The sequence below is a fragment of the Variovorax beijingensis genome, from assembly GCF_007828835.1.
GTDB lineage: Bacteria > Pseudomonadota > Gammaproteobacteria > Burkholderiales > Burkholderiaceae_C > Variovorax > Variovorax beijingensis_A.
Genome location: NZ_VIVL01000006.1, coordinates 1 through 21,994, shown reverse-complemented (window position 1 = coordinate 21,994; position 21,994 = coordinate 1). Strand labels below are relative to the sequence as shown.

The following is a 21,994-nucleotide window of genomic DNA, read 5'->3' as shown; positions in this document are numbered from 1 at the left end:
ACGGATTAGGGGTTAGACCTAGGCCCGACCCATGGCGTGGAGGCCGCGTTTCTCAAAGGCTGCGCCAGTAATCGATCAGCAGCTGCGTGAACTCGACCGGCCGCTCCACCGCGCTCAGATGCGCCGCGTCGATGGTGGCCAGACGCGCGCCGGGAATGGCGGCCGCGATGGCTTCGGACATCACCTGCGGCGTGGCCTCGTCCTGCAGCCCCGCGATCACCAGCGTGGGCACGGCGATGCGGCGATTGCTGTCGCGGAAATCGATCGCCGCCACCGCGTTGCAGCTTTCGATGTAGCCCTGCGCGTCGGTGCGCACCAGCACGTCGTGCAGCGCCTCGGCCGCGGCCTTGCCCTCCTGCGTGGTGACGTAGCCGTGCGTGAGCCAGCGCGCCACCGCGCCTGGTGCAATGGCGGCCACGCCCTTGGCGGCCACCGTCTCGGCGCGCGCACGCCACGGCGACTGGTCAGGGTAGTGGGCCGACGAATTCGCGATCACCACGCTGCGCAGCAGCTCGGGATGGCGCACCGCCAGCGCCTGCGCGGTCATGCCGCCCATGGACAGGCCGACGAAGTGCACCGGCTCCCCGCCCGCCTCGCGCTGGATGAGCTCGGCCGCGTCCTGCGCCAGCGTCTCCACGCGCAGCGCGCCCGGCACCACCTGCGAGCCGCCATGGTTGCGGTGGTCGTAGCGGATCACGGTGTGGGCGCGCGCAAGCTGCTCGGCCACGCCGTCCCACATGTGCAGGTCGCAGCCCAGCGCATGGCTCAGCACGACGAAAGGACCGCTGCCTTCTCGGACGACGTTCAAACGGGTCATGGTGATTCCTTTTCCTTGATCGGATGTTGAAGACGCGGCAGCCAGAGGAACGCGATGGCCAGCAACCCGCAGCCTGCGAGCAGCATCGGAACGACCATCGGCCAGGCGCCGTTCGAAAAATCGGTGTCGACGAACTGCGCGGCCATCTGCCCGACGCCGAACGCCACCATCATCATGCCGAAACCGGACCACGACACGGCCCGCCCCGCGAGGTGCGGCAGGTCGCCCACGGCGCCGGCCTGGCCGCAGGGCTGGTGGATGCCGTGGCCCAGGCAATACACCGCGTGGCCCGCGAGCAGCGGCAGTGCGCTGTGCGGCGCGAGCCAGCAGCCCAGCGCCTGGACCGCTGCGCCGGCCATGCTCAGCGTGGCGCCCAGCTGCACGGTGCCCACCGGGCCGTACCTGCGCAGCAGCCGCCGGCACAGGGTGGTGCTGAAGATGTAGACCAGCGAGCCGCCGGCCGGGATCCAGCCGTACATCGCGGGCGACCAGCCCAGGTAGCCGATGTAGACCATCGGCGACAGCAGCAGGAAGCAGAAAAGGCCGCCGTAGGTGGTTGCGGCCACCGAGGCCCAGGCCCGGAAGCTGTGGCTCGCGAACACGGCGCGGGTGCTGCCACTCGGCGCCGAGGGCTCGCCCGCCAGCGGCCGCCGCGTCTCCGCGAACGAACGCCAGCACAGGGCCAGCAGCACCAGCGCGTAGAGCGCCATCGACGCCATCACCCAGCGCCAGCCGGCGCCCTGCACCAGCCACGCGCCCACGAGCGGCGCCAGCAGCCCCACCACGCCCAGGCCCGTGAGCCCGCGCGCCATCACGTGCGGGCCCTCGTGCGCGGGGTAGAGGTCGCGCACCGCGGCGCGCGCGCACACCAGGATGGCCGCCATCGAAAAGCCCTGCAGCGTGCGCCAGCCCGCGAGCACCGCGACGCTGCCGGCGAAGGCGCCGCCCAGCGCCGCGGCCGCGTAGCAGCCAAGCCCCGCCAGCAGCACCGGCCGGCGGCCGAAGCGGTCGGCCAGCGGGCCGCACAGCAACTGCGCAAAGCCGAAGGCCAGCACGAACAGCGTCAGGCTGGTGCTGGCCGAGCCCAGCTCCCTGGCAATAGCGGGCAGCGCGGGCAGGTAGCTGTCAGTGGCCACGGGCTGTGCCGCCAGCAGCAGCGGCAGCAGCAGGCCAAAGCCGAGTTCGAACCGGGCCTTGCGGATGCTCGGCCCGGTCACTGGGCGGCCGCGGCCAGCAAGCCCTTCTCGCGCAGGATGCCGGTCGCGATGCCGAAGGCGTGGTTCGCCACCGGAACGCCGCAGTAGATGGCCGCCATCATGATGACTTCCTTGATGTCCTCGGGCGTGAGGCGCGACTCGGGCGGGCCGTCGAGCGCCGCGCGCACGTGCATCGCGAATTCTTCATAGGCGTGGATGCCCAGCATCATCGACAGCACCATGTAGCGGCGCGTCTTGTCGCCCAGCGCGGGCCGGCCCCAGATGTCGTTCCAGGCATGGCGCGTGATGAGCTCCTGGAACTCGGCGTTGAACGCGTTGCGGTTGGCGAGCGACTTGTCGACCCAGGCGTCGCCGAGCACGCGGCGGCGGTTGACGAGGCCGGCTTCGTAGTCGTTGGGAGGTGTGGTCGTGCTTGCTTCGTCGGTCATCAGGGGGTGTCTTTCGCAATCAGTTGGGCGCGCAGTGCCGCGACTTGCCGCAGCGCGGTTTCGCCTGCGGGCCCGGCCAGCGCGGGGTCGAACCATTCGTCCGCGGCCTCGCGCGGCAGCTCCGAGCGCAGGGTGTCGATGTTGGCACGCATGCGCGCCGCGTCGATCTGCAGGCCCGGCAGCGCACTGGCCAGCGCACGCGCGCTGCCGTGCGCCGACATCAGCAGCTGCGGCCATTCGGCCAGCTCGGCCTGCCAGCCGCCGAGCGCGCGCTCGTGTTCCTGTGGCATGGCCGCCAGCAGCGCGGCCACGCGCTGGGGCGCGCGCTGGGCGGCGGCCAGCGCGACCATCGCCGCCACCGGGTTGCGCTTGTGCGGCATGGCCGAAGAGCCGCCGCGGCCCGGCTCGGTGGGCTCGGCCACCTCACCGACCTCGTACTGGCCCATGAGCGCGATGTCGCGCGCGATCTTGCCGAGGCTGCCCGTGAGCAGCCCCAGCTCGCAGCCGAGCGCGACCCATTCGTCGCGCTGCGTGTGCCAAGTGGCGCCGGCATTGCCGAGGCCGAGCTCATCGGCCACGCGCTGCACGACGGCCGGGCCCTGCCCCTTCATCTGCGAGAGCGTGCCGACGGCACCGCCGAGCTGCACGCTCAGCGCGTGGCGTGCGGCCTCGCGCAGGCGGGCGCGGCTGCGCACCAGCGGCGCGGCCCAGCCGGCGCACTTGAGGCCGAAGCTCGTGACCGACGCGGGCTGCATCAGCGTGCGTGCCAGGATCGGCGTGGCCGCATGCTGCGTCGCGTGCTGCAGCAGCGCCTCGATGGCGCGGTCGACATCGGCTTCGATCAGCGCAATGCCTTCGCGCGTGACCAGCGCCATCGCGGTGTCGATCACGTCCTGGCTGGTGCTGCCGAAATGCACGAAGGGCACGGCGCCCGGATTGAACAGGCCCACGGCCTCCTTCAAGGCCTTGACCAGCGGAATCGCGACGCTGCCGGCGCGGCCGCTGTCGCGCACGATCTTGGCCACGTCGAACAGTTCGACCTTGCAGCTGCCGACGATCGAATGCGCGGCCGCCTCCGGCACCAGCCCGAGCGCGGCCTGCGCGCGGGTCAGTGCGGCCTCGAAGCGAAGCATCGCGCCGACGAAATTGTGGTCGCTGAAGGCGGAAAGCGTCTCGGACGTGGAAAGGAAGCCTTCGAAAATACTCATGGTGAATGTCTTCTTGCGTCAAAAAAATCGAGTGATCGCAACAGCATTACACCGCGTCTTCCCTCGCGCCGCACGGCGCAGGGCCGGCGTTGCACACTGCTCAGTAGCTGATCTTCGCCTCGGCACGCAGCGCATCGGCCGTGGCCGTGCCGAAGCCGAAGAACTCGAGGTACGCGGGAATCATCTCGAACAGCATGTCGGTGCCCACCTGCACGGCGCAGCCCTTGTCCCGGGCGGCACGCAGCAGCGGCGTGTATTCCGACTTCATGACCACTTCGCCGACGAAGGTCGAGGCCGCGATGCGGTCCACATCGAAAGGCAGCGGATCGCCTTCCTTCATGCCCAGCGGCGTGGCATTGACGATGAGGTCGAAGCCGGCCGGATCGTTCGAGCCGGTGGACACGGCCAGCGCCGGATAGTGCGTGCGCAGGCGCCCGGCGAGCGCCTCGGCCGACGGTGCGTGGGCATCGAAGAGCGCGATCTGCGCCACGCCGGCCGCTGCCAGCGAGGCTGCGATTGCCGAGCCCACGCCGCCGCTGCCGGAGACCAGCACGCGTGCGCCCTCGAGCGCGCAGCCCTTGCGCAGCACGCCGCGCACGAAGCCTGCGCCGTCGAACTGGTCGCCCACCAGCGTGCCGTCGGCGCGCTTGAGCACGGCGTTGCAGGCGCCCGCGATCTTTGCCGTTGGCGTGACCTCGTCGACCAGGCCCATGGTCGTGATCTTGTGCGGCATGGTCACCAGCGCGCCCCGGATGTTGGTGAGCCGGAAGAGCGCGGCGAAGGCAGCCGGATAGTCCTCGGGCTTCACGCCCATCGGCACCACGACGGCGTCGATGCCCTGCTTCTCGAACCAGGGGTTGTAGATCATCGGCGCCTTGAAGCTTTCGGTGGGAAAGCCCAGGTGCGCGACGAGTGTGGTCTTGCCGGAAATCATGTCGGTCAGCCGTCCTTACTTGCGAACCTTGGCGATCTCCGCCATCAGTTCCTTGACGGTCGCCTCGCCTACGGTGGCCGTGTACTTGTCGATCACCGGCTTGACCTTGTCGCGCAGCTTGGCCATCTCGGCGGGCGGGAGTTCGGTCACGGTCATGCCGGCCTTCTTGAGCGTGTCGAGCGCGGTGTCGGCCGCGTCGCGGGACGCCTGGCGCTGGAACTTGGTGGCTTCGGCGGCGGCCTCGCCGATGATCTTCTTCTCCTCGGCGCTCATGCCGTCCCAGGCCTTCTTGCTGATGATCAGCGCCTGCGGGTTGTAGATGTGGCGCGTCTGCGTGATGTGCTTTTGCACTTCGGCGAACTTCGACGACGCGATCACGGTGTTGGGATTCTCCTGGCCGTCCACCGCCTTCTGGTCCAGCGCCGAGTACAGCTCCGGGAAGGGCATCGGCGTGGCATTGGCGCCCAGCGTGTTGAACAGGTCGATGTAGATCGGCGACTGGATCACGCGGATCTTCAGGCCCGCGATGTCGTCGGCCTTGGCGATCGGGCGCTTGCTGTTGGTCAGGTTGCGAAAGCCAAGGTCCCAGTAGCCCAGGCCGTGCAGGTTCTTCTCGTCGAGCTTGGCGAGCAGCTTCTGGCCGAAGGGGCCATCGGTCACGGCATCGGCTTCCTGCGCGTTGTTGAACAGGAACGGGAAGTCGTAGGCCGCAAACTCCTTGACCTGCGCCGTCAGGATGCCGGCATTGAGCACCGTCATCTCCACGGTGCCGCCCTGCAGCGCGGAAACCGTCTGCAGGTCGCCGCCGAGCGTGCCGCCCGGGAACAGCTTGACGGTGATCTTCTTGCCCGACTTCTCGGCGACGAGGTCTGCGAACTTCTGCGCACCCTGCGCCTGCGGATGGCCGGTCTGGTTCTGGAACGCGAACTTGAGCGTGCGTTCCTTCACCTGGGCCGCGGCGCCGCCCATGGCCGCGAGCGTGACGACGGCGACCAGCGTGCGCTTGAAAAAGCTGTTCATGTGAAAGTCTCCTTGGGTTGATCTGGGAAAAAAGAAAGGGTGGACGTCAGCCGCTCAGCAGCCGGGCCGGCCAGATGACGAGTTGGGGGAACATGACCATCAGGAACATCATTCCGAACTCCGCAACAGCAAAGGGCCACACGCCGCGCGTGACCTCGTCCATCTTCATCCGGCCGACGCCGGCCACCACGTTGAGCACTGTGCCCACCGGCGGCGTGATGAGGCCGATCGAGTTGTTGATGATGAAAAGCACGCCGAAGTAGACCGGATCGATGCCCGCGGCCTTGATGACCGGCATCAGCACCGGCGTGAGGATCAGGATGGTGGGCGTCATGTCCATTGCGGTGCCGACCGCCATCACCAGCACCATGATCACGACCATCAGCAGCATCGGGCTCGCGATCAGCGGCTCGAGCAGCGCGACCAGCTTGGCCGGCAGGTCGGCCACGGTGATGAGCCAGGCCGAGACCATGGCCGCCGCAACCAGGAACATCACGATCGCGCTGGTCTTGGCGGCCGAGACGAACATGGCATAGAACTGCGAGGGCTTGAGCTCGCGGTAGACGACGGTGGCCACGAAGATCGCGTAGACCGCGGCCACCACGGCCGCCTCGGTGGGCGTGAAGATGCCGAAGCGCAGGCCCACCAGGATGATCAGCGGCAGCAGCAGCGCCCAGGTCGCCTCGCGCAGCGCGGTGAGCATCTCGGCGCCGGACTTGCGCGGCGGCGGCAGCACCTTTTCCTTGCGCACCAGCCACCACCACGTGAACCAGAGCGAGGCGCCGATCAGGATGCCCGGGAAGATGCCCGCAAGGAAGAGCTTGGAGATCGACACGTTGGCGGCAACGCCGAAGATCACGAACCCGATCGAGGGCGGGATGATCGGCCCGATCACGCCCGAGGCGGCGATCAGGCCGCCCGAGCGCGCCTTGTCGTGGCCGGCGGCCACCATCATCGGGATCAGCAGCGCCGACAGCGCGGCCGCGTCGGCCACCGCCGACCCCGAGAGCGCCGAGAGGATGCAGGCCGCCACGATCGCGACGTAGCCGAGGCCGCCGCGCACGTGGCCGACCACCGCCAGCGCCAGGTTCACGATGCGCCGCGACAGCCCGCCCTGGTTCATGGCCTCGCCGGCCAGCATGAAGAAAGGCACGGCCAGCAGCGGAAAGCTGTCGGCGCCGTTGATCACGTTCTGCGCCAGGATCTGCGCGTCGAACAGGTCGAGGTGCCACATCAGCGCGACACCGCACAGCAGCAGCGAATAGGCGATCGGCACGCCGATGGCCATGGCGCCCAGCAGGGCACCGAGGAAGATGGCGATCGTCATGTCAGCGGCCTCGCGTGTCGTTGCCGCTGCCCTGGCGGGTGCGTGCTTCTTCTTCCGCATCGCGGCGCGCCAGTTCGGCGTTGATGCGGTCGATGTCGCCCTGCTCTTCCGACTCGTGCACCATCACGAGTTCTGCGTCGCTGAGCTTTCCGCTCAGCGCCAGCCACAGGTCGTACAGCAGGAACACGATGGCCGAGACGCCGAACACCACGCCGACGAAATAGAAGATGCCGACCGAGGCGCCGGTGGTGGGCGCGCTCACGTCCCAGTTGATCAGCGTCTGCTGCCAGCTGCCCGTGAGCAGCAGGTACGAGGCGAACAGCATCAGCCCGTGGGCCACCACCAGGCACAGCTTCTTGCCCCAGGTGGGCAGCTTCGAGATCAGCATGTCGGTGCCCAGGTGGCCGTGCTCGCGCACCGCGACGATGGCGCCCAGAAAGGTCATCCAGACGAAGAGCCAGCGCGACACTTCCTCCGACACGGTGATGCCCGAATTGAAGCCGTAGCGCAGCACGACGTTGCCGAACACCATGGCCACCATGAGGGCCAGCATCAGCGCCATGAGCCCTTCGAGCCCCCGGCAGTACCACGAGAAGATCCTTGTCATTGCTTGCCTCCTGTTGAAATTGTTCTGGGTCGGTCCGCGCTTTCAGGCGACGTTGTCGGAGCGATAGCGCAAGGGGGCGGTAATCTCCGCGGCCATGGCGGCCGGATAGATCAGCTCGCGCAGGAAATCCGCGTCCTTGCGCAGCGCTTCGGCTGCATCCTTGTGGCCGAAGTAGCCGAAGTAGTGCGGCATCTGCTGGATCAGCATCTCGAAGCCGGCCTGCGCATTGAGGCCGCGCGCGCGCGCGGCGCGCACCAGCGGCGTCGGCTGGTTGCGCAGCAGGATGTCGAACAGCGCGGCATGGGCGTCCATGCGTGCGACGTCGACGGGCAGCGCGTCCGCCTCGTCCAGGCCCAGCGGCGTGGCGTTGATGACGAGGTCGTAGCCCTCGGGCGCATTGCGGTCGACCGCCACCACGTTGGCATCGAAGAAGGCGTCGAGCTTGGCCGCCACGCCGGCGGCCCTGCCGGCCGAGGTGTCGTAGAACGCGATGTGCTCGGCGCCGTCGACCGTGCCGCCTTCGGCCAGCGCCACGCCGATGGCCGCGGCGCTCACGCCGGCGCCCAGGATCAGCACCCGCTTGCCGCGGAATGGAATGTTGAAGTGGTCCAGCGCACCCAGCAGGCCCTCGCCGTCGAACAGGTCGCCCTCCAGCTCGTTGTTCTCGATGCGGCGCACCACGTTGACCGAGCCCGCCACGCGGCCGAACAGGCCGCAGCCGTCGAGCAGGTCGACCGCCAGCGGCTTGTGCGGCGGTGCAATCACCATTCCGCGCACGTTGCGCGCGAGGAAGGCCGACTTGAAGAACACCGCGAAATCGCGCAGCGGCACCTGCACGGGCACCAGCACCGCGTCGATGCCGAAGCGCTCGAAGGCGGCGTTGAACATCCGGGGCAGGCGCACGTTCCGCACGGGGTCGCCGGGGATCAGGTACGCCAGGGTGCTGCCGCTGATGGAGGTGGTCATGTCTTGCCTCTTTTTTGTACGGCAATCGCTCCAGGACCATTGCCAAGGCGAACTTTAGCCACCTCTCCATGGATTTCGCTCAGGAATCAAGCCCATGTCGATCGACAATCATCCTTGTTCGTTCGATGATCGTACATAAACAGGGTTTGTCCTTATCCAGCCGGGCCGCCGCACCGCCCGCCGCACGGCACACTTCGGGCCATGAGCACCGATGCCACCGATCTTTCCCCCGCGCCGGCCGGCCTCGACAAGCGCGACTGGATCGCCGGGCTGGAACGCGGCGTGAGCATCATCGAAGCCTTCGACGACGCCCATCCGCGACTCACCGCCAGCCAGGCCGGCGAACGCACCGGCATGACGCGCACCGCCGCGCGGCGCTATCTGCTGACGCTGCAGCACATGGGCTACGTGGCGAGCGACGGCAAGCTGTTCTGGCTCACGCCGCGCGTGCTGCGGCTCGGGCAGTCGTACCTCGACTCGGCGCGGTTGCCGCGCATCGTCCAGCCCTTCCTGCAGCGCGTGGCCGCGGGCACCAGCGAGATCGCCTACCTCAGCGTGATGGACGGCGACGAGGTGGTCTACATCGCGCGCAACGGACCCAACCGCAGCATGAGCACGGGCTACGTGCTGGGCGCGCGGGTGCCGGCGCAGGTCACGGCCGCAGGCATGCTGATGCTCGCGCTGCGCAGCGACGCCGAGCTGGCCGGCTGGCTCGCCACGCGGCAGCTGCAGGTGTTCACCTCGCACACCATCGCAAGCAAGGAGCGCATGAAGCTGGAGCTCGCGCGCATCCGGGCCCAGGGCTGGGCGCTGTCGGAGCAGCAGCTGGACCTCAATTCGCGCGGCATTGCGGTGCCGCTGCGCGACCGGCACGGCACGCTGGTGGGCGCGCTCAACATCACCATGCCGATGGGCCACGAAAGCTCCGAGGACGCGGTCGCCCGCGTGCTGCCGGTGCTGCGCGAGACGGCGCAAGCCATGCGCAACCTGATCTGAATCGCGGACTGACAGCATTCCGACAGCATCCGCCGGGCAGGATGGCGGCTTTCCTTTTCTACAAGATCGATGGAGACAAGCACCATGTCCGACAACTTCTTCCCGAACGACCTGCAGCCCACGCGCCGCCAATGGCTGCAGGGCGGGTCCGCGCTCGCCCTCGGCGGCCTGCTTCCTTCTCTCGCCTTGGCCCAGTCGGCATGGCCCAGCAAGTCGGTGCGCTTCGTCGTGCCCTTTGCGCCGGGCGGCAGCTCGGAGATCGTGGCGCGCTCCACCGCCGCCGAACTCTCGCGCACGCTGGGCCAGAGCGTCTTCGTCGACAACAAGCCAGGCGCGGCCGGCAACATCGCGATGAGCGAGGTGGCGCGCAGCACCGACCAGCACACGATCATCCTCGGCCACATCGGCACGCTGGCGGTCAACCCGTACATCTTCGCCAAGCTGCCCTACGACGCGAACAAGGACTTCAAGCCCGTGAGCCTGCTGGCCAAGGTGCCCAGCCTCTACGTGGTGCACCCCGACGTGCCCGCCAGGAACCTCAAGGAATTCATCGCCTACGCCAAGTCCAAGCCCGGCAAGCTCAGCTACGGCTCCGCAGGCAACGGCAGCGCGGGCCATCTGGCCTTCGAATACCTGAAGATGACGGCGGACGTGTTCATGCTGCACGTGCCCTACCGCGGCACCGGGCCGATGGTGACCGACCTGCTCTCGGGCCGGCTCGACGCCTCGGCCATCGGCGCCGCGGCCATCATTCCGTTCATCAAGGCAGGCAAGGTGCGCTGCATCGCCACCGGCTCGGCCAAGCGCCTCGCGCAACTGCCCGACGTGGCCACGGTGGCCGAGCAGGGCTTCCCGGGCTTCGAGATGACCCAGTGGTACGGCATGCTCGCACCGGCCAACATCGAGCCCGCGAACCTCGCCAAGCTCTCGGCCGAAACGATGAAGGCCGTGAAGTCGCCGGATTCGATGCAGCGGCTCACGGCCGATGCGGCCGAGGCCGTCGGCGGCACGCCCGAGCAGTTCGCACAGTTCATCGCGGCGGAACAAGCCCGTTGGCAGAAGGTCATCGCAAGGGCAAACATCAAGCCTGATTGAGCGCTCCAGCCTCTAGCATCGCGCCATGCGCATCCTGCTGGCCGAAGACGAACACACCCTGGGCACCTGGCTGTGCAAGGCGCTGGAGCATGCGGGCATCCAGGTCGAATGGGTGGATGACGGCCGGCTCGCCGACCGCGCGCTGCAGCAGCGCGACCACGACGCGCTGGTGCTCGACCTCGGCCTGCCGGGCATGGACGGCCACACAGTGCTGCAGCGGCTGCGCGAGCGCGACCAGCGGCTGCCCGCGCTGATCCTCACCGCGCGCGATTCGCTGAGCGAGCGCGTGGCCTCGCTCAATGCGGGCGCCGACGACTTCCTGGCCAAGCCCTTCGCGCTGGCCGAACTCGAGGCGCGGCTGCATGCGCTGGTGCGCCGCGCGCGCGGCGTGGAGCATCCGCGCCTGGCCTGCGGGCCGCTCGCGTACGACGGCGCGCGCCGGCAGTTCGTGCTGGACGGCGAAGCGCTGGCACTGTCGCCGCGCGAACAGGCGGTGCTGCGCGTGCTGGTGCAGCGCAGCGGCGAGCCGCTGTCCAAGCAGCAGATCCTCGAGCGCGTGTTCTCCGACGACGATGAGGTGCATCTCGAAGCGGTCGAAGTGCTGGTCTACCGGCTGCGCAAGCGGCTCGACGGCAGCGGGGTACGCATCGTCACGCTGCGCGGCCTGGGCTACGTGCTGGAAGCCGACTGAGTGAGTGCGCTGCGCCCATTCGCACAGCGCCTGCGGCGCGCGAGCCTGTGGCGGCGGCTCGCGCTGCTGCTGTTCCCCGCCCTGCTGCTGGTGACCGGCATCGAGCTGTGGATGACGCGGCACGACGCGCTGGCTGCCGCCAACGCGGCCTACGACCGCTCGCTGCTCGGCGCGCTCAAGTCAATCGACGCGAACATCTCCACCGTCTCGGGCGGCCTCTCGGTCGAACTGCCCTACACGATGTTCGAGTTCTTCGAGCTCACGGCCAGCGGCCAGGTGTTCTTTCGCGTGGCGACCTCCGACGGCCTGGTCGAACTCGGCAGCGCCGACCTGCCCGCGCCGCCCGCCGAGCTGCGCACGGGCGTGCCGGCCTTCTACGACGCAAGCTATTTCGGCGAGTCCGTGCGGCTCGCGGCCTACCGGCGCGACCTCGACCGCACGCCGGCCGGCAGCACCGGGCGCAGCGTGCTGATCCAGGTGGGCGAGAGCACGCGCTCGCGGCAGGAATTCAGCGCGCGCTTTGTCCGAAGCGCCGCGCTGCGCGACGGACTGGTGCTCGCGCTGCTGCTGTGCAGCACCTCATTGGCGCTGGCCGCGGCGCTGCGGCCGCTGTCGCGGCTCGCGCGCGAGGTGCAGGCCCGCGCGCCCGACGACCTGACCCGAATCGCGGACGCCGACCTGCCCGCGGAAGTCCGGCCGCTGGTCACCGCCGTCAACCAGCAGATGTCGCGCACGCAGGAACTGGCGGCGCAGCAGCGCCAGTTTCTCGACGATGCGTCCCACCAGCTGCGCACGCACCTCACCACGCTGCAGATGCAGGCCGACTACGCCAGGCGCGAGGAAGACCCGGCGCAGGTGCAGGCCGCACTCGACGCGCTCGGCACCGAGATCGGCCGCGCGACGCGCAGCGCGCAGCAGCTGCTGGCGCTGGGCCGCAGCGACACGGTGGCGGTGGAGCCCGCCGAGTTCGACCTGGCGGCGCTGCTGCGCGAAGTGGCCGTCGACCTGCTGCCGCTCGCGCGCGCCAAGCGCATCGACCTGGGCATCCATGCGCCCGCGCCCGAGTTCTTCGCGGTGGCCGACCGGGCACTGCTGCGCGAAGCCTTGAGCAACCTTGTGGCGAATGCCATCGCCTACACGCCGGCCGAAGGCACGATCACCCTCTTCGCGGCGGGCGATGCGGCGGGCTGGAGCCTCAACGTCGAGGACGACGGCCCCGGCCTGAGCAATGAGGAGCGCACCGCGCTGGGCCAGCGCTTTCGCCGCGGGGCGCGCGCGGGCAAGGGCGGCTTCGGGCTCGGCCTGGCCATCGCGCGCTCCATCGCGCAGCGGCACCGCGGGGAGCTGCGGCTCGAGGCACGCGAGTCCGGCACGGGGCTGCATGCGATCATCTGGTGGCCCCGTCCGGCGGCCAGCTAGCCGGGACGTCGCGCCGCCCAACGCTCCCATGCCGATTCCTTTCGCCACCCGCCGCCATGCGCTCAGCGCGCTGTCTGCACTGCTGATGCCCGGCATCGCGCGCACGGCCATGGCGCAGAGCACCACCGATCCGTCGTTGGCCGCGGCCGAATGCGTGATCCCCGCCAAGGCCGGCGGCGGCTTCGACCTGACCTGCGCGCTGGCGCGCGATGCGCTGCAGGCCGTGCGCCCCGCGCGGCCGCCGCTCGGCCTGCGCTACCTGCCGGGCGGCATCGGCGCGGTGGCCTTCGACCGCATCGCCACCGGCCGGCTCGGCGGGCCTGGCACGCTGGTGGCGTTCTCCAGCGGCTCGCTGCTCAACCTCGCGCAGGGCCGCTTCGGTCCGCATGCGCCCTCAGCCGTGCGCTGGATTGCCGCGCTCGGCACCGACTACGGCGTGATCGCCGTGCACCGCGACTCGCCCTACAGGCAATTGCAGGACCTGGTGGCCGCGCTGCGCCAGGACCCCTCGCGCGTGGCCTTTGGCGCGGGCGGTACGGTCGGCAGCCAGGATTGGGTGAAGGCCGCGCTGCTGGTGCGCGCCGCCGGCCGCGACCACCGCGCCATGCGCTTCGTGTCCTTCGAAGGCGGCGGCGACGCGCTGGGCGCGCTGCAGGGCAGGCACGTCGATGCGTTCCCCGGCGACGCCGCCGAGGCGCTGCAGGCCATCGCGGGCGGTGCGGCGGTGCGGCTGCTGGCCGTGCTCTCGCAGGCGCGGCTGGGCGGTGCACTCGACGGTGTGCCGACCGCGCGAGAGCAAGGCGTGGACATCGTCTGGCCGACCGTGCGCGGCCTGTACCTCAGCGCGAACGTTCCCGATGCCGCGGTGCGCGCATGGACTGCGGCATTCGTCGAAGCCACGGCCGCGCCCGGCTATGCGGCGCTGCGCGAACGGCATGGCCTCTACCCCTTCGCGCTGACCGGCGCCGCGCTCGACGACTACGTGCAGGCCCGCATCCAGGCCTACCGGCAGCTCGCCGAAGAACTGGGCCTGCGGCGCTGGAAGCCCTGAAGAACCCGGGTGGGCGAGGCCCCGCAGCGGTCCTTTCCACGGCATCGACGCGGCGGATTCCGTAGCGCCACGTGGCGCAGGCCTACAGCAGCGCCAGACGGGCGCCGGTAAGAACGGCTGAAGACAACCAAGGAGCTTCAGCCATGAGCCCGGAACACACGATCGACCCGTCCAGGCACCCGGATGCTGCGCGCCGATCCGGCTCGCAACGGTACTGGGCGCCCTGCCTGGCCGTGGCGCTGCTGGCGACATCCCTTTTCTATGTGGCCTTGAAAGACCTGGTGCACGAAAGCACCGCGCGCGCACCGGCCTTGCCGGCAGCGACCATGCCGGCCCATGTCGAGCCCCCGGTGCCAGCCAGGGAAGCGCCTGCCCCGCCGGTGCCTTTTCGCGCGCCGCTCGTGAACGCCGTCATCGAAAGCCCGGCGGTCGCTCCAGCAGAGCCGCCCGCCTTCGTCGAAGTGCAAAAGTGTGTCATGCCCGAGGGCGATGCCCTCTATTCCGATGGGCCCTGCCCCGAAAGCGCACGCGCAAGCACGCTGCGACTGCCACGCAACCTGCACGTGGCAGCGGCGCGGCTATAGGCGGCGTGGTTCAGAACCGGACCGGAGCCGCGCCTCAGGCCGCCTTCAGGAACACATCATGATCGGGCGCGAAATTGGCGTGCAGCGGCAGCATCGCGCCGCCCAGCGCACACGCCTGTGCACCCACCCGGCCCCCATGCAGCTGCGGCGCCCACAAGCCCTCCCAGTTGCACCGGGCCAGCGCTGCACGGGTCTGCTCGAGCAGGGCTTGCAGCAGCGAGCGCGACATCGAGCCGTCCATCACCACGTCCGCCAGGTCGAGCACCGCCGTGCTGCTCACGATGGCATGCGCGAGCGCCAGCGATGCGGAGCCGAGCCAGGCCTGCGTGGCTGCGGCAAAGGGCGCCTGCAGCGCGCGGTCGTCGTAGGCCGCGGTGGTATCCAGGCCCTGGGCCTGCAGCCGCTGTTCCAGTTCCCACAGCGAGGCCTCGGCCATCACCTGCGGCGGCAGCGCCCCGCCCGCACCAGCCTGCGCCGGCTGCATCGGCAGCGAAGCCAGCGCGCCCGCGTTGCCGTGCGCGCCGGTGTGCAGGTGCGAGTTGATGACCAGCCCGCCGCCCACGAAGGTGTCGACGAAGATGTAGAGAAAGCTCTTCAGGTCATGGCCGCGCCCGCCCACCAACTCGGCCACGCAGGCTGCCACCGTGTCGCGCGCAAAGCTCACGGGCAGCTCGGTGCGCGCGCGCACCTCGGCCGCCAGGTCCATCTGGTTCCAGAGGTCGGCCTGCGCCTTCGACAGCCCCAGCGTGCGATGCCAGCCTCCGAGCTGGAACGGCGCGGCCAGCCCCGCACCCACGTTGCGCACCGCCAGCGGCCCGAGGCCCTCGCGCAGCCGGTGGATGTGCTGCGCGATGGCGGGCAGCAGTTCGTCCGCATCGGGAAAGTCGTAGCTGATCGCATGCCGCTCGCGCACCTTCGCGGTGAAGTCGATCAAGAGCCATTCGGCGCCGCGCCGGCCCACCTTGATGCCGATCGCAAAGGCCCCGTCCGGGTTCAAGGCAAGCGGCACCGAAGGCTGCCCGATGCGGCCGCGCACGCGGCCCTGCTTGATGATGAGCCCGTCTTCCTCGAGCCGCGCGGTGATGAGCCCGATGGTCTGCGCGCTCAGCCCCGTGAGCCGCGCGAGGTCGGCCTTGGGCAGGCTGGTGTGAACGCGCAGCGCCTGCAGCACGGTGCGCTCGTTGAACTGGCGCATGCCGACCTGGTTGGACCCGCGAGGCCGCAGCAGGTCGGGCGAGCGCGCAGGGGCTTCTGCATCAGGCATGCGCCTCCGCGGGCAGCTGGTCGGCGGTCATGGCACCGGTCATCACGGCCACCGTGTCGCTCATGCTGATGTTCTTCGGGTTGAGCACCGCCGCGCGCTTGCCCAGGCGCGCCACGTGGATGCGGTCGGCCACCTCGAACACGTGCGGCATGTTGTGGCTGATGAGCACCACCGGCAGGCCGCGGTCGCGCACGCGGCGGATCAGCTCGAGCACCATGTTGCCCTCCTTCACGCCAAGTGCCGCGGTGGGCTCGTCCATGATGACCACGTGCCGCGCGAAGGCCGCGCTGCGCGCCACCGCCACGCACTGGCGCTGGCCGCCCGAGAGCGTTTCGACTGCCTGCGTCATCGACTGGATGCCGACCTTCAGGTCCGCCATGCGGGCCGCGCTTTCGTGCAGCATCTTCTTCTTGTCGAGCATGCGCAGCATGTTGCCCAGGAAGCCGGGGCGGCGCAGCTCGCGGCCGAGAAAGAGGTTCTCGTAGATGGTCATGGCGGGCGCCACCGCCAGGTCCTGGTAGACCGTCTCGATGCCTGCACGCCGCGCATCGAGCGGGTTGCGAAAGTGCACCGGCGCGCCGTCGAGCAGGATCTCGCCCTCGTCCGGCACGATGGCGCCCGACAGCGCCTTGATCAGCGACGACTTGCCCGCGCCGTTGTCGCCGATCACCGCGAGGATTTCTCCTTCGCGCAGTTCGAAGTCGACACCATCGAGCGCCGTGACCTGGCCGTAGCGCTTCACCAGGCCACGGGCCTGCATCACGATCTTGGGGTTTGCCACGGTATTCATCAACGTGCTCCCCGGCGCGACAGCTGGTCTGCCGCCACCGCCAGAATCACCAGCACGCCCGTCACCAGCACCTGGTAGATCGAGGACACGCCCATCAGCGTGAGCCCGTTGCGGAACACGCCCACGATCAGCACGCCGATCAGCGAGCCCAGCACCACGCCGCGGCCGCCGAACAGGCTGGTGCCGCCGAGCACCACGGCCGTGATGGCGTCGAGGTTCTCGGTCTGCCCCGCGTTCGGGTCGCCCACGCCGGTGCGCGCCACCGACAGCAGCGAGGCAATGCCGTAGAGCGCACCCGCCGCCACGTACACGCCCAGCAGCACGCGCTGCGTCGGAATACCGACCAGCCGCGTGGCCTCGGCGTTATTGCCCACCGCGTAGATGTGCCGCCCCGCCGCCGTCTCGCGCAGCACGAACCAGGCGAGCGCATAGAGCACCAGCATCAGCACCGCGCCCCAGGCCACCGCGGCGCCGCCGACGGCGAAGGTGGTGCCCAGCCCCGTGAGGCCGGCGGGCAGGTCGGTGATGGTCTGGGATGACGAATACAGCTGCGTGATCGCGAACGCGATGTTCAGCGTGCCCAGGGTCACGATGAAGGGCGGCAGCTTGATGCGCGTGACCAGCAGGCCGTTGACCAGCCCGAACAGCGTCGTCACGCCCACGCCGCACAGAATGGCCACCGGCACCGGCAGCCCGAGCTCGGTCGCGAACTTGCTCATGATGATGCTGCCCAGCGCCATCACCATGCCGCACGACAGGTCGATGCCCGCCGTGAGAATGATCAGCGTCTGGCCGATGGCGATCACGCCGACCACCATCACCTGCTGCAGGATCAGCGAGAGGTTGTCCCCCGTGAGAAAACGGTCGGACTGGGTCGCAAAGAAGATGCATGCGCCAAGCAGGGCCAGCCACGGCCCCAGGGCGCCCCACGGAATGTGGTGCGTTGGAGATTTCGCCATCAGGACGCTCCGGGCCGGCTTACTTCTTGCCCCAGCACAGCTCGGCGCCGGTCTTGGTGTCCTTGCTGTCGACGCCGGCCACGCTCTTGCCCGCGATCAGGGTCACGCCCGTGTCGACGTAGCCCGAGGCCTTCTTGCCCGTCTTGGCAAACTCCACGCCCGCCGCCACGCCCATCGCGGCCATCTTGAGCGGGTACTGCTGCGAAGTGGCGGCGATGATGCCGGCGCTGGTGTCCTTGATGCCCTGGCAGCCGCCGTCCACCGAGACGATCAGCACGCCCTTCTCCTTGCCTGCCCGCTTCAGCGCGTTGTAGGCACCGGCCGCGGCGGGTTCGTTGATGGTGTAGACCAGGTTCACGTCGGGCGCCTTCTGCAGGCAGTTTTCCATCGCCGTCTGCGCCTTGGCCTGGTCGCCGAAGCTGTCGGCCATGCAGACGATCTCGGGCGCCTTCGACAGCTCGTTCGACTTGGCGTCGTTGGCCGGCAGGCCGAAGCCCTTCATGAAGCCGTTGTGCCGCTGCGCGCCCACCGGGTGGCCCGGCAGCAGGTCGAGCGCGACGATCTTCGGCGTCTTGCCGGCCATCGCGGCCTTGGCATATTCGCCGATCAGCACGCCGGCCGTGTAGTTGTTGGTGGCAAAGAGCGCATCGGTCGCATCCGGCGGATCGGCCGGGCTGTCGAGCGCGATCACCATCACGCCCTTGTCGCGCGCCTTCTTGATGGCCGGCACGATGGCTTTGGCATCGCTCGGCGTGATGAGGATGGTCTTGGCGCCCGCGGCGATCATGTTTTCCATCGCGGTGATCTGGCCCGCGTTGTCGCCGTCGGCCTTGCCCGAGCCCGAGAGCAGCTTGGCGCCGAGCTTCTTGGCCTCTTCCTGCGCGCCCTCCTTCATCTTGACGAAAAAGGGATTGGTTTCGGTCTTGGTGACCAGGCCGATGACGGGCTGGTCGGCGGCGAAGGCGGCAGACGATGCGGCCAGGGACATGGCCGCCATGGCCAGGATGGAGCGGGAGCTGAACATGGTTTGTCTCCGTACGTTCGTTGGCGGGCGGCACGCGCCCGCGGGGCTGGATAACCGGCAGCGGCCCCTGTGTGGAAGGAGCGCGGCGGCCGGACGCAGGGAGACTATCGGCGAGCGAAGCGACTAAATCAAGTGGTTTTAGTTATCGAAAACCCGAGGGGGCGCAAGTTCGCACCTCGCGGCCTCACAGGGTGTTGTTGAGCTGCGCACCCTCGAATTCGACCTGCTCGAAATAGCTGTCAGTCAAGTCGACCTGCTCGCCGCGCAGGTTCCTTGCGTTCACGTTCGTTCCCTTGCACTGCAGCACCTTCACATGGCTCCAGTCGCTGCCGTCGAAGTTCATGCCGTTCCACGTGCACTGGACAAAGCGGCAACCGCGAAGGGAGCTTTGGCTGAACTGCGCCTGGTCGAAGGCACAGCGCGTGAACACGCAATCCGCCATAGCGATGTGCTCGACGTTGCAGCGCGTGAAGCTGCAGCCATCGAATTGGCAGGCGGTCCAGCCGGCGCGCCTAAAGACCGTGTCCGTGAAGCTGCTGCCCGAGAAGGACGACGCGGCGAACTGCGCCGTTTCCAGTCCAGCCGGGGATAGGCATTGGCGTCGCTTTGGCCGGCCAGGCCCGCGGGCGCGCCGCCGAGGCCTTTGCGCCATTTGTCGTGGTCGAGGATGAATTGTTGGGCGCTTATGTTGTTTGTCCCAATTGCCACAATGGTTCATCCCACGTCAACGGGGCCATCTCCTGCCCAAGGGCTCTGCAATGTCATTGATCTGGATTCTTATATTCGACATCTATTTTATAACCTTGCATCTGGAGTTTTTTTTCCTGCTCAATGCGGATGGACAGCTGTCTTTTTCTTGCCCCAGGATATAGCGCCTTCCATTTTTTACGCTCCTCACCTTGAAATTCGCTACGCTCCATCTCGTTCTTCGATATCAGCTCGATCCAAACAATATACGCGCCGGGGAGGTTCGGCTTCATCCGATCCTGGTCTCTAGAGAATCTGACGGACATAGCAACATCATTCAAGAAGAACTTCCATTGCGAGCGATCTGAAAGCTTCATCCAGACATCCAAGGGAGGCAGGTAATTCGAGTCCAATGAGTAGAACGTATCGTCTTCTGCGATTTGATAACGAAATGCGTCCTCCCCGCTCAATCGAGGGTCACTCGGATAGATCCAGCGTGTCCATCCTGCACTTCGGATTTTTTGCAGCAGTGCGAATATTTTTTGCCGAGCTTCGTCATGAGCGATGGTTTCGCTCTGGGAGATGTTCGTCGTAATCACAATCTTCGAAAAGCCCTCTCCTGGATATTCGTCATCGAAAGTCCCCATTGCCCCCAGCACCGCTTCCAATTGAAATTCACTTAAACGATTGCGAACGATCAATTGCCCCGGATTTTTGACCGTCCAATCGAGGCCGTAGAACTTTAACCCATGATTTTTTGAATTGATTTCAACCTTTTTCCCATAACGTCTGACCCAAGCCTCGGGAGGCTCTCCAATCTCTACGAATACGTTGCGTTTTTCCGAGGAATTCATAACTGTTTTCGATAAGGCATCTGGGGTTTGGCTTGGGGCAGCCCACGCCAAAAAAGAAAAACTGGCAAGCAAAAAAAATGGCGAACACCCCATTTAATTCTCGAAAATTCATCAGAGTGCTCGACTTTCCTTCAGATAAACAACCGAATCTTGTGTATCGACCCAGCCTGCCATCGCCGACAGTTCCGCTTCCATGAACGAGGTCTTTCTTCTCATCAAGTCATGAAATTGGCTCCCGACCAACTCGATCCATTTCATTCGGCTTTGATAGCTTTTCAATTTCGTATCCTCGGAAGCGACATTGCTGTACTCCGGAAGATCGGTATCGCATTGACTGATGAAAGAAACCTTCAACTTGGGGCTGACCCAACTTGCCGGAACTGCAAAAGCCTTTGCCAGCCCCCGCAACTCCGAATCATTTCTTTGAACTTTGATCCACCAAGAAAAATCGGCATTGTTATAAATGAGATTTTGCAGGATGTTTTTTTGCTCATGGGCAGCCATTTTCATCAGATGGCGTAGTTGATTTTCCTCTCGGCGGGGAGAAGGGGACGTATTTTCGATTTTCTTGACGAGTTCGAATCCTTGCCTGACTTCCGGCTTCACCTTGAGCCTGTCGATCTTGGCCAGTGATTGCGCAGCCCAAGGCAGCTTGTCGACTTGCTCCTTGACCTGAGTGACGTAGGTATTGGTATCTCGCTCTTCCACGCAATGATCGAACGAATCCGGACTCACGTTGTAGAACCAGTGCCACGCCGCAATGTCGTTGAAAAGCCAGAAATTGCCTTGCCCCAAGCCTTCGCGCACTGTCGATCCCATCACACCTCGCGTCCAAGTCAACTGCAGCGATTCGATCGAACAAGCGACGGTCTTGCTAGCGAACGCTCCCAGCGCCATCCAGTAGTAGCGCCCCTTCTTTGCCGGCGTGCTGTGGTCTTCCAGTTCAAGGTACAGCCGCGCATAGGTCGCAGCAATCCGCCTTGCTCGTGCGGGGAAGAAATTGATCAGCCGGTGGCTGATCGTGCCCCCCCTCTTCTTTGGTCGTCGAGTTCGAAAGGCGCAGATAGCAGAACTGCTGCGCCATTGACCACAACGTGGGACAGTCGCAGTGGACATCGACGCAGCTGTTCTGGGTTTCGTTGGTTGTCGCTTCGACGGTGGTACGGTCGTTCATGTGCTTGCTGCCCTTCCCCTTCCGGATGTATCGGGACTCTTGTCGGCATCGGAATCCACGAAGATTTCCGCCCACGCCAGGGAGAACTTCAACTTTTCCGGGCTCTTGGTATTGATTCTTGGTGTCTGGCCGGACTTGCCGGTCTGGGCCTCGTGGCCGATGTCGCCTGCGCCCCTCAGGGCGTAAGGGATGTGGGCCATGGGATTGCCCTTGGGGTCGAGCAGTTTGAACGTCTCGTCGTACAGCGAGAGCTCCGGCTCGCCCCGCACGTTCACCCCCATGGATCTAGGCCCCACCATCGAATGCGAAGCCGCATGCGCGCGCCACAGGCCGAGGGTGCCGCTCTCGATGCCGCCGGCGGTCCAGCGCGTGTAGCTGGAGCCGCCGTTGACGAGCACCTCTTCCTTCGCCGTGATGGTGATCCGGTTGGCCTCCATCTTGATGTCCAGCTTGGCCAGCGCGTTGATGCTGTCCCTGAGCGCCGTGAGGTCGCCCGATGTGGCCCAGGCTCAGGCTGGAGCTCTGGTGGTCGCTCTTGAGCTGGGCCTGCACCTTGCCGCTGGAATCATCCAGGGCGAGGTGGTTGCTGCGCCCACCGCCCAATTCGCGGCTGCGGATGCCCGTGAGCTGCTTCTGGCTGGGCAGGGCCCAAGCGGGCATCTCGTCGGCGTTGTGCACCCGGCCGGTGACGATCGGATGGTCGGGGTCGCCGTTGAGGAAATCGACGATCACCTCCTGCCCGATGCGCGGCAAGGCGGCCGCGCCGAAAGTGGCGCCGGCCCAGGCGGTGGACACGCGCACCCAGCAGCTCGAATGCTCGTTGTGCTGGCCCAGCCGGTCCCAGTGGAACTGCACCTTGATGCGGCCGTAGCGGTCGGTCCA

Annotated in this window: 22 protein-coding genes and 1 pseudogene; 6 read left to right on the top strand and 17 right to left on the bottom strand. The window is 67.2% G+C overall.

Annotation, left to right across the window (positions count from 1 at the left end; all coding sequences use genetic code 11):
* Positions 1–52: 52 nt before the first annotated feature.
* The 9 genes from FB547_RS18175 to FB547_RS18135 all read right to left on the bottom strand — a co-directional run bounded on the left by FB547_RS18175 (position 53) and on the right by FB547_RS18135 (position 8,524).
* Complete coding sequence (locus FB547_RS18175) at positions 53–817, bottom strand: alpha/beta fold hydrolase (protein WP_145744624.1); 765 nt, start codon at positions 815–817, stop codon at positions 53–55.
* Positions 814–2,034: an MFS transporter gene (locus FB547_RS18170; RefSeq protein ID WP_145744622.1), complete on the bottom strand. Its 1,221-nt coding sequence runs from the start codon at positions 2,032–2,034 to the stop codon at positions 814–816. The genes FB547_RS18175 and FB547_RS18170 overlap by 4 nt, the downstream gene beginning before the upstream one ends.
* Positions 2,031–2,462 carry a carboxymuconolactone decarboxylase family protein gene (locus tag FB547_RS18165; protein ID WP_145744620.1) on the bottom strand — a complete coding sequence of 144 codons (432 nt, stop codon included), beginning with the start codon at positions 2,460–2,462 and terminating at the stop codon, positions 2,031–2,033. The genes FB547_RS18170 and FB547_RS18165 overlap by 4 nt, the downstream gene beginning before the upstream one ends.
* On the bottom strand, positions 2,462–3,670 hold the full coding sequence (gene pcaB, locus FB547_RS18160; RefSeq protein WP_145744619.1) for a 3-carboxy-cis,cis-muconate cycloisomerase: 1,209 nt from the start codon (positions 3,668–3,670) through the stop codon (positions 2,462–2,464). The genes FB547_RS18165 and pcaB overlap by 1 nt, the downstream gene beginning before the upstream one ends.
* Before the next feature lie 100 nt (positions 3,671–3,770).
* Positions 3,771–4,604, bottom strand: coding sequence for a shikimate dehydrogenase family protein (locus FB547_RS18155; protein WP_145744617.1), 834 nt, complete (start codon positions 4,602–4,604; stop codon positions 3,771–3,773).
* 15 nt (positions 4,605–4,619) lie between these two features.
* Positions 4,620–5,624, bottom strand: coding sequence for a TRAP transporter substrate-binding protein (locus FB547_RS18150; RefSeq protein ID WP_145744615.1), 1,005 nt, complete (start codon positions 5,622–5,624; stop codon positions 4,620–4,622).
* 46 nt (positions 5,625–5,670) lie between these two features.
* Positions 5,671–6,951, bottom strand: coding sequence for a TRAP transporter large permease subunit (locus FB547_RS18145; RefSeq protein ID WP_145744613.1), 1,281 nt, complete (start codon positions 6,949–6,951; stop codon positions 5,671–5,673).
* A gap of 1 nt (position 6,952) precedes the next feature.
* Positions 6,953–7,558, bottom strand: a complete 606-nt coding sequence (locus tag FB547_RS18140) for a TRAP transporter small permease (protein ID WP_145744612.1) — start codon at positions 7,556–7,558, stop codon at positions 6,953–6,955.
* 42 nt (positions 7,559–7,600) lie between these two features.
* Positions 7,601–8,524, bottom strand: coding sequence for a shikimate dehydrogenase family protein (locus FB547_RS18135; protein ID WP_145744610.1), 924 nt, complete (start codon positions 8,522–8,524; stop codon positions 7,601–7,603).
* A gap of 201 nt (positions 8,525–8,725) precedes the next feature.
* On the opposite strand from FB547_RS18135, the gene FB547_RS18130 reads away from it, so the two are divergent.
* The 6 genes from FB547_RS18130 to FB547_RS18105 all read left to right on the top strand — a co-directional run bounded on the left by FB547_RS18130 (position 8,726) and on the right by FB547_RS18105 (position 14,360).
* On the top strand, positions 8,726–9,520 hold the full coding sequence (locus tag FB547_RS18130; RefSeq protein ID WP_145744608.1) for an IclR family transcriptional regulator C-terminal domain-containing protein: 795 nt from the start codon (positions 8,726–8,728) through the stop codon (positions 9,518–9,520).
* 84 nt (positions 9,521–9,604) lie between these two features.
* A complete protein-coding gene (locus tag FB547_RS18125) occupies positions 9,605–10,615 on the top strand; it encodes a Bug family tripartite tricarboxylate transporter substrate binding protein (protein WP_145744607.1) in 1,011 nt (336 codons plus the stop codon).
* 25 nt (positions 10,616–10,640) lie between these two features.
* Complete coding sequence (locus FB547_RS18120) at positions 10,641–11,306, top strand: response regulator (RefSeq protein ID WP_145744605.1); 666 nt, start codon at positions 10,641–10,643, stop codon at positions 11,304–11,306.
* Positions 11,307–12,725 carry a sensor histidine kinase gene (locus FB547_RS18115; protein ID WP_261380332.1) on the top strand — a complete coding sequence of 473 codons (1,419 nt, stop codon included), beginning with the start codon at positions 11,307–11,309 and terminating at the stop codon, positions 12,723–12,725. It abuts the gene before it with no gap.
* A 28-nt stretch (positions 12,726–12,753) separates the two neighbouring features.
* Entirely contained in the window at positions 12,754–13,776 is a 1,023-nt protein-coding gene (locus FB547_RS18110; RefSeq protein WP_145744603.1) for a Bug family tripartite tricarboxylate transporter substrate binding protein, read from the top strand.
* A 143-nt stretch (positions 13,777–13,919) separates the two neighbouring features.
* Positions 13,920–14,360, top strand: a complete 441-nt coding sequence (locus tag FB547_RS18105; RefSeq protein ID WP_145744601.1) for a hypothetical protein — start codon at positions 13,920–13,922, stop codon at positions 14,358–14,360.
* A 34-nt stretch (positions 14,361–14,394) separates the two neighbouring features.
* On the opposite strand, the gene FB547_RS18100 is transcribed toward FB547_RS18105, so the two are convergent.
* The 8 genes and pseudogenes from FB547_RS18100 to vgrG all read right to left on the bottom strand — a co-directional run.
* Positions 14,395–15,624, bottom strand: a complete 1,230-nt coding sequence (locus FB547_RS18100) for an ROK family transcriptional regulator (RefSeq protein ID WP_145744599.1) — start codon at positions 15,622–15,624, stop codon at positions 14,395–14,397.
* Positions 15,617–16,414: an ATP-binding cassette domain-containing protein gene (locus tag FB547_RS18095; protein WP_145744597.1), complete on the bottom strand. Its 798-nt coding sequence runs from the start codon at positions 16,412–16,414 to the stop codon at positions 15,617–15,619. Before FB547_RS18095 ends, FB547_RS18100 begins: the two co-directional genes overlap by 8 nt.
* Positions 16,414–17,373 (bottom strand): ABC transporter permease, encoded by a 960-nt coding sequence (locus tag FB547_RS18090; protein ID WP_145744595.1) that lies wholly within the window; start codon positions 17,371–17,373, stop codon positions 16,414–16,416. Before FB547_RS18090 ends, FB547_RS18095 begins: the two co-directional genes overlap by 1 nt.
* A gap of 19 nt (positions 17,374–17,392) precedes the next feature.
* Positions 17,393–18,397 carry a sugar ABC transporter substrate-binding protein gene (locus FB547_RS18085; protein ID WP_145744593.1) on the bottom strand — a complete coding sequence of 335 codons (1,005 nt, stop codon included), beginning with the start codon at positions 18,395–18,397 and terminating at the stop codon, positions 17,393–17,395.
* A gap of 184 nt (positions 18,398–18,581) precedes the next feature.
* Positions 18,582–18,839 carry a pentapeptide repeat-containing protein gene (locus FB547_RS33625; protein WP_261380331.1) on the bottom strand — a complete coding sequence of 86 codons (258 nt, stop codon included), beginning with the start codon at positions 18,837–18,839 and terminating at the stop codon, positions 18,582–18,584.
* Positions 18,840–19,158: 319 nt separating this feature from the next.
* Entirely contained in the window at positions 19,159–19,938 is a 780-nt protein-coding gene (locus FB547_RS18075; RefSeq protein WP_145744591.1) for a hypothetical protein, read from the bottom strand.
* 111 nt (positions 19,939–20,049) lie between these two features.
* The gene (locus tag FB547_RS18070) at positions 20,050–21,054 is read right to left on the bottom strand and encodes a DUF2515 family protein (RefSeq protein ID WP_145744589.1); all 1,005 of its coding nucleotides are present in this window, start codon (positions 21,052–21,054) and stop codon (positions 20,050–20,052) included.
* Between the two features lie 54 nt (positions 21,055–21,108).
* A pseudogene (gene vgrG, locus FB547_RS18065) lies at positions 21,109–21,994 on the bottom strand (type VI secretion system tip protein VgrG); the annotation flags it as partial.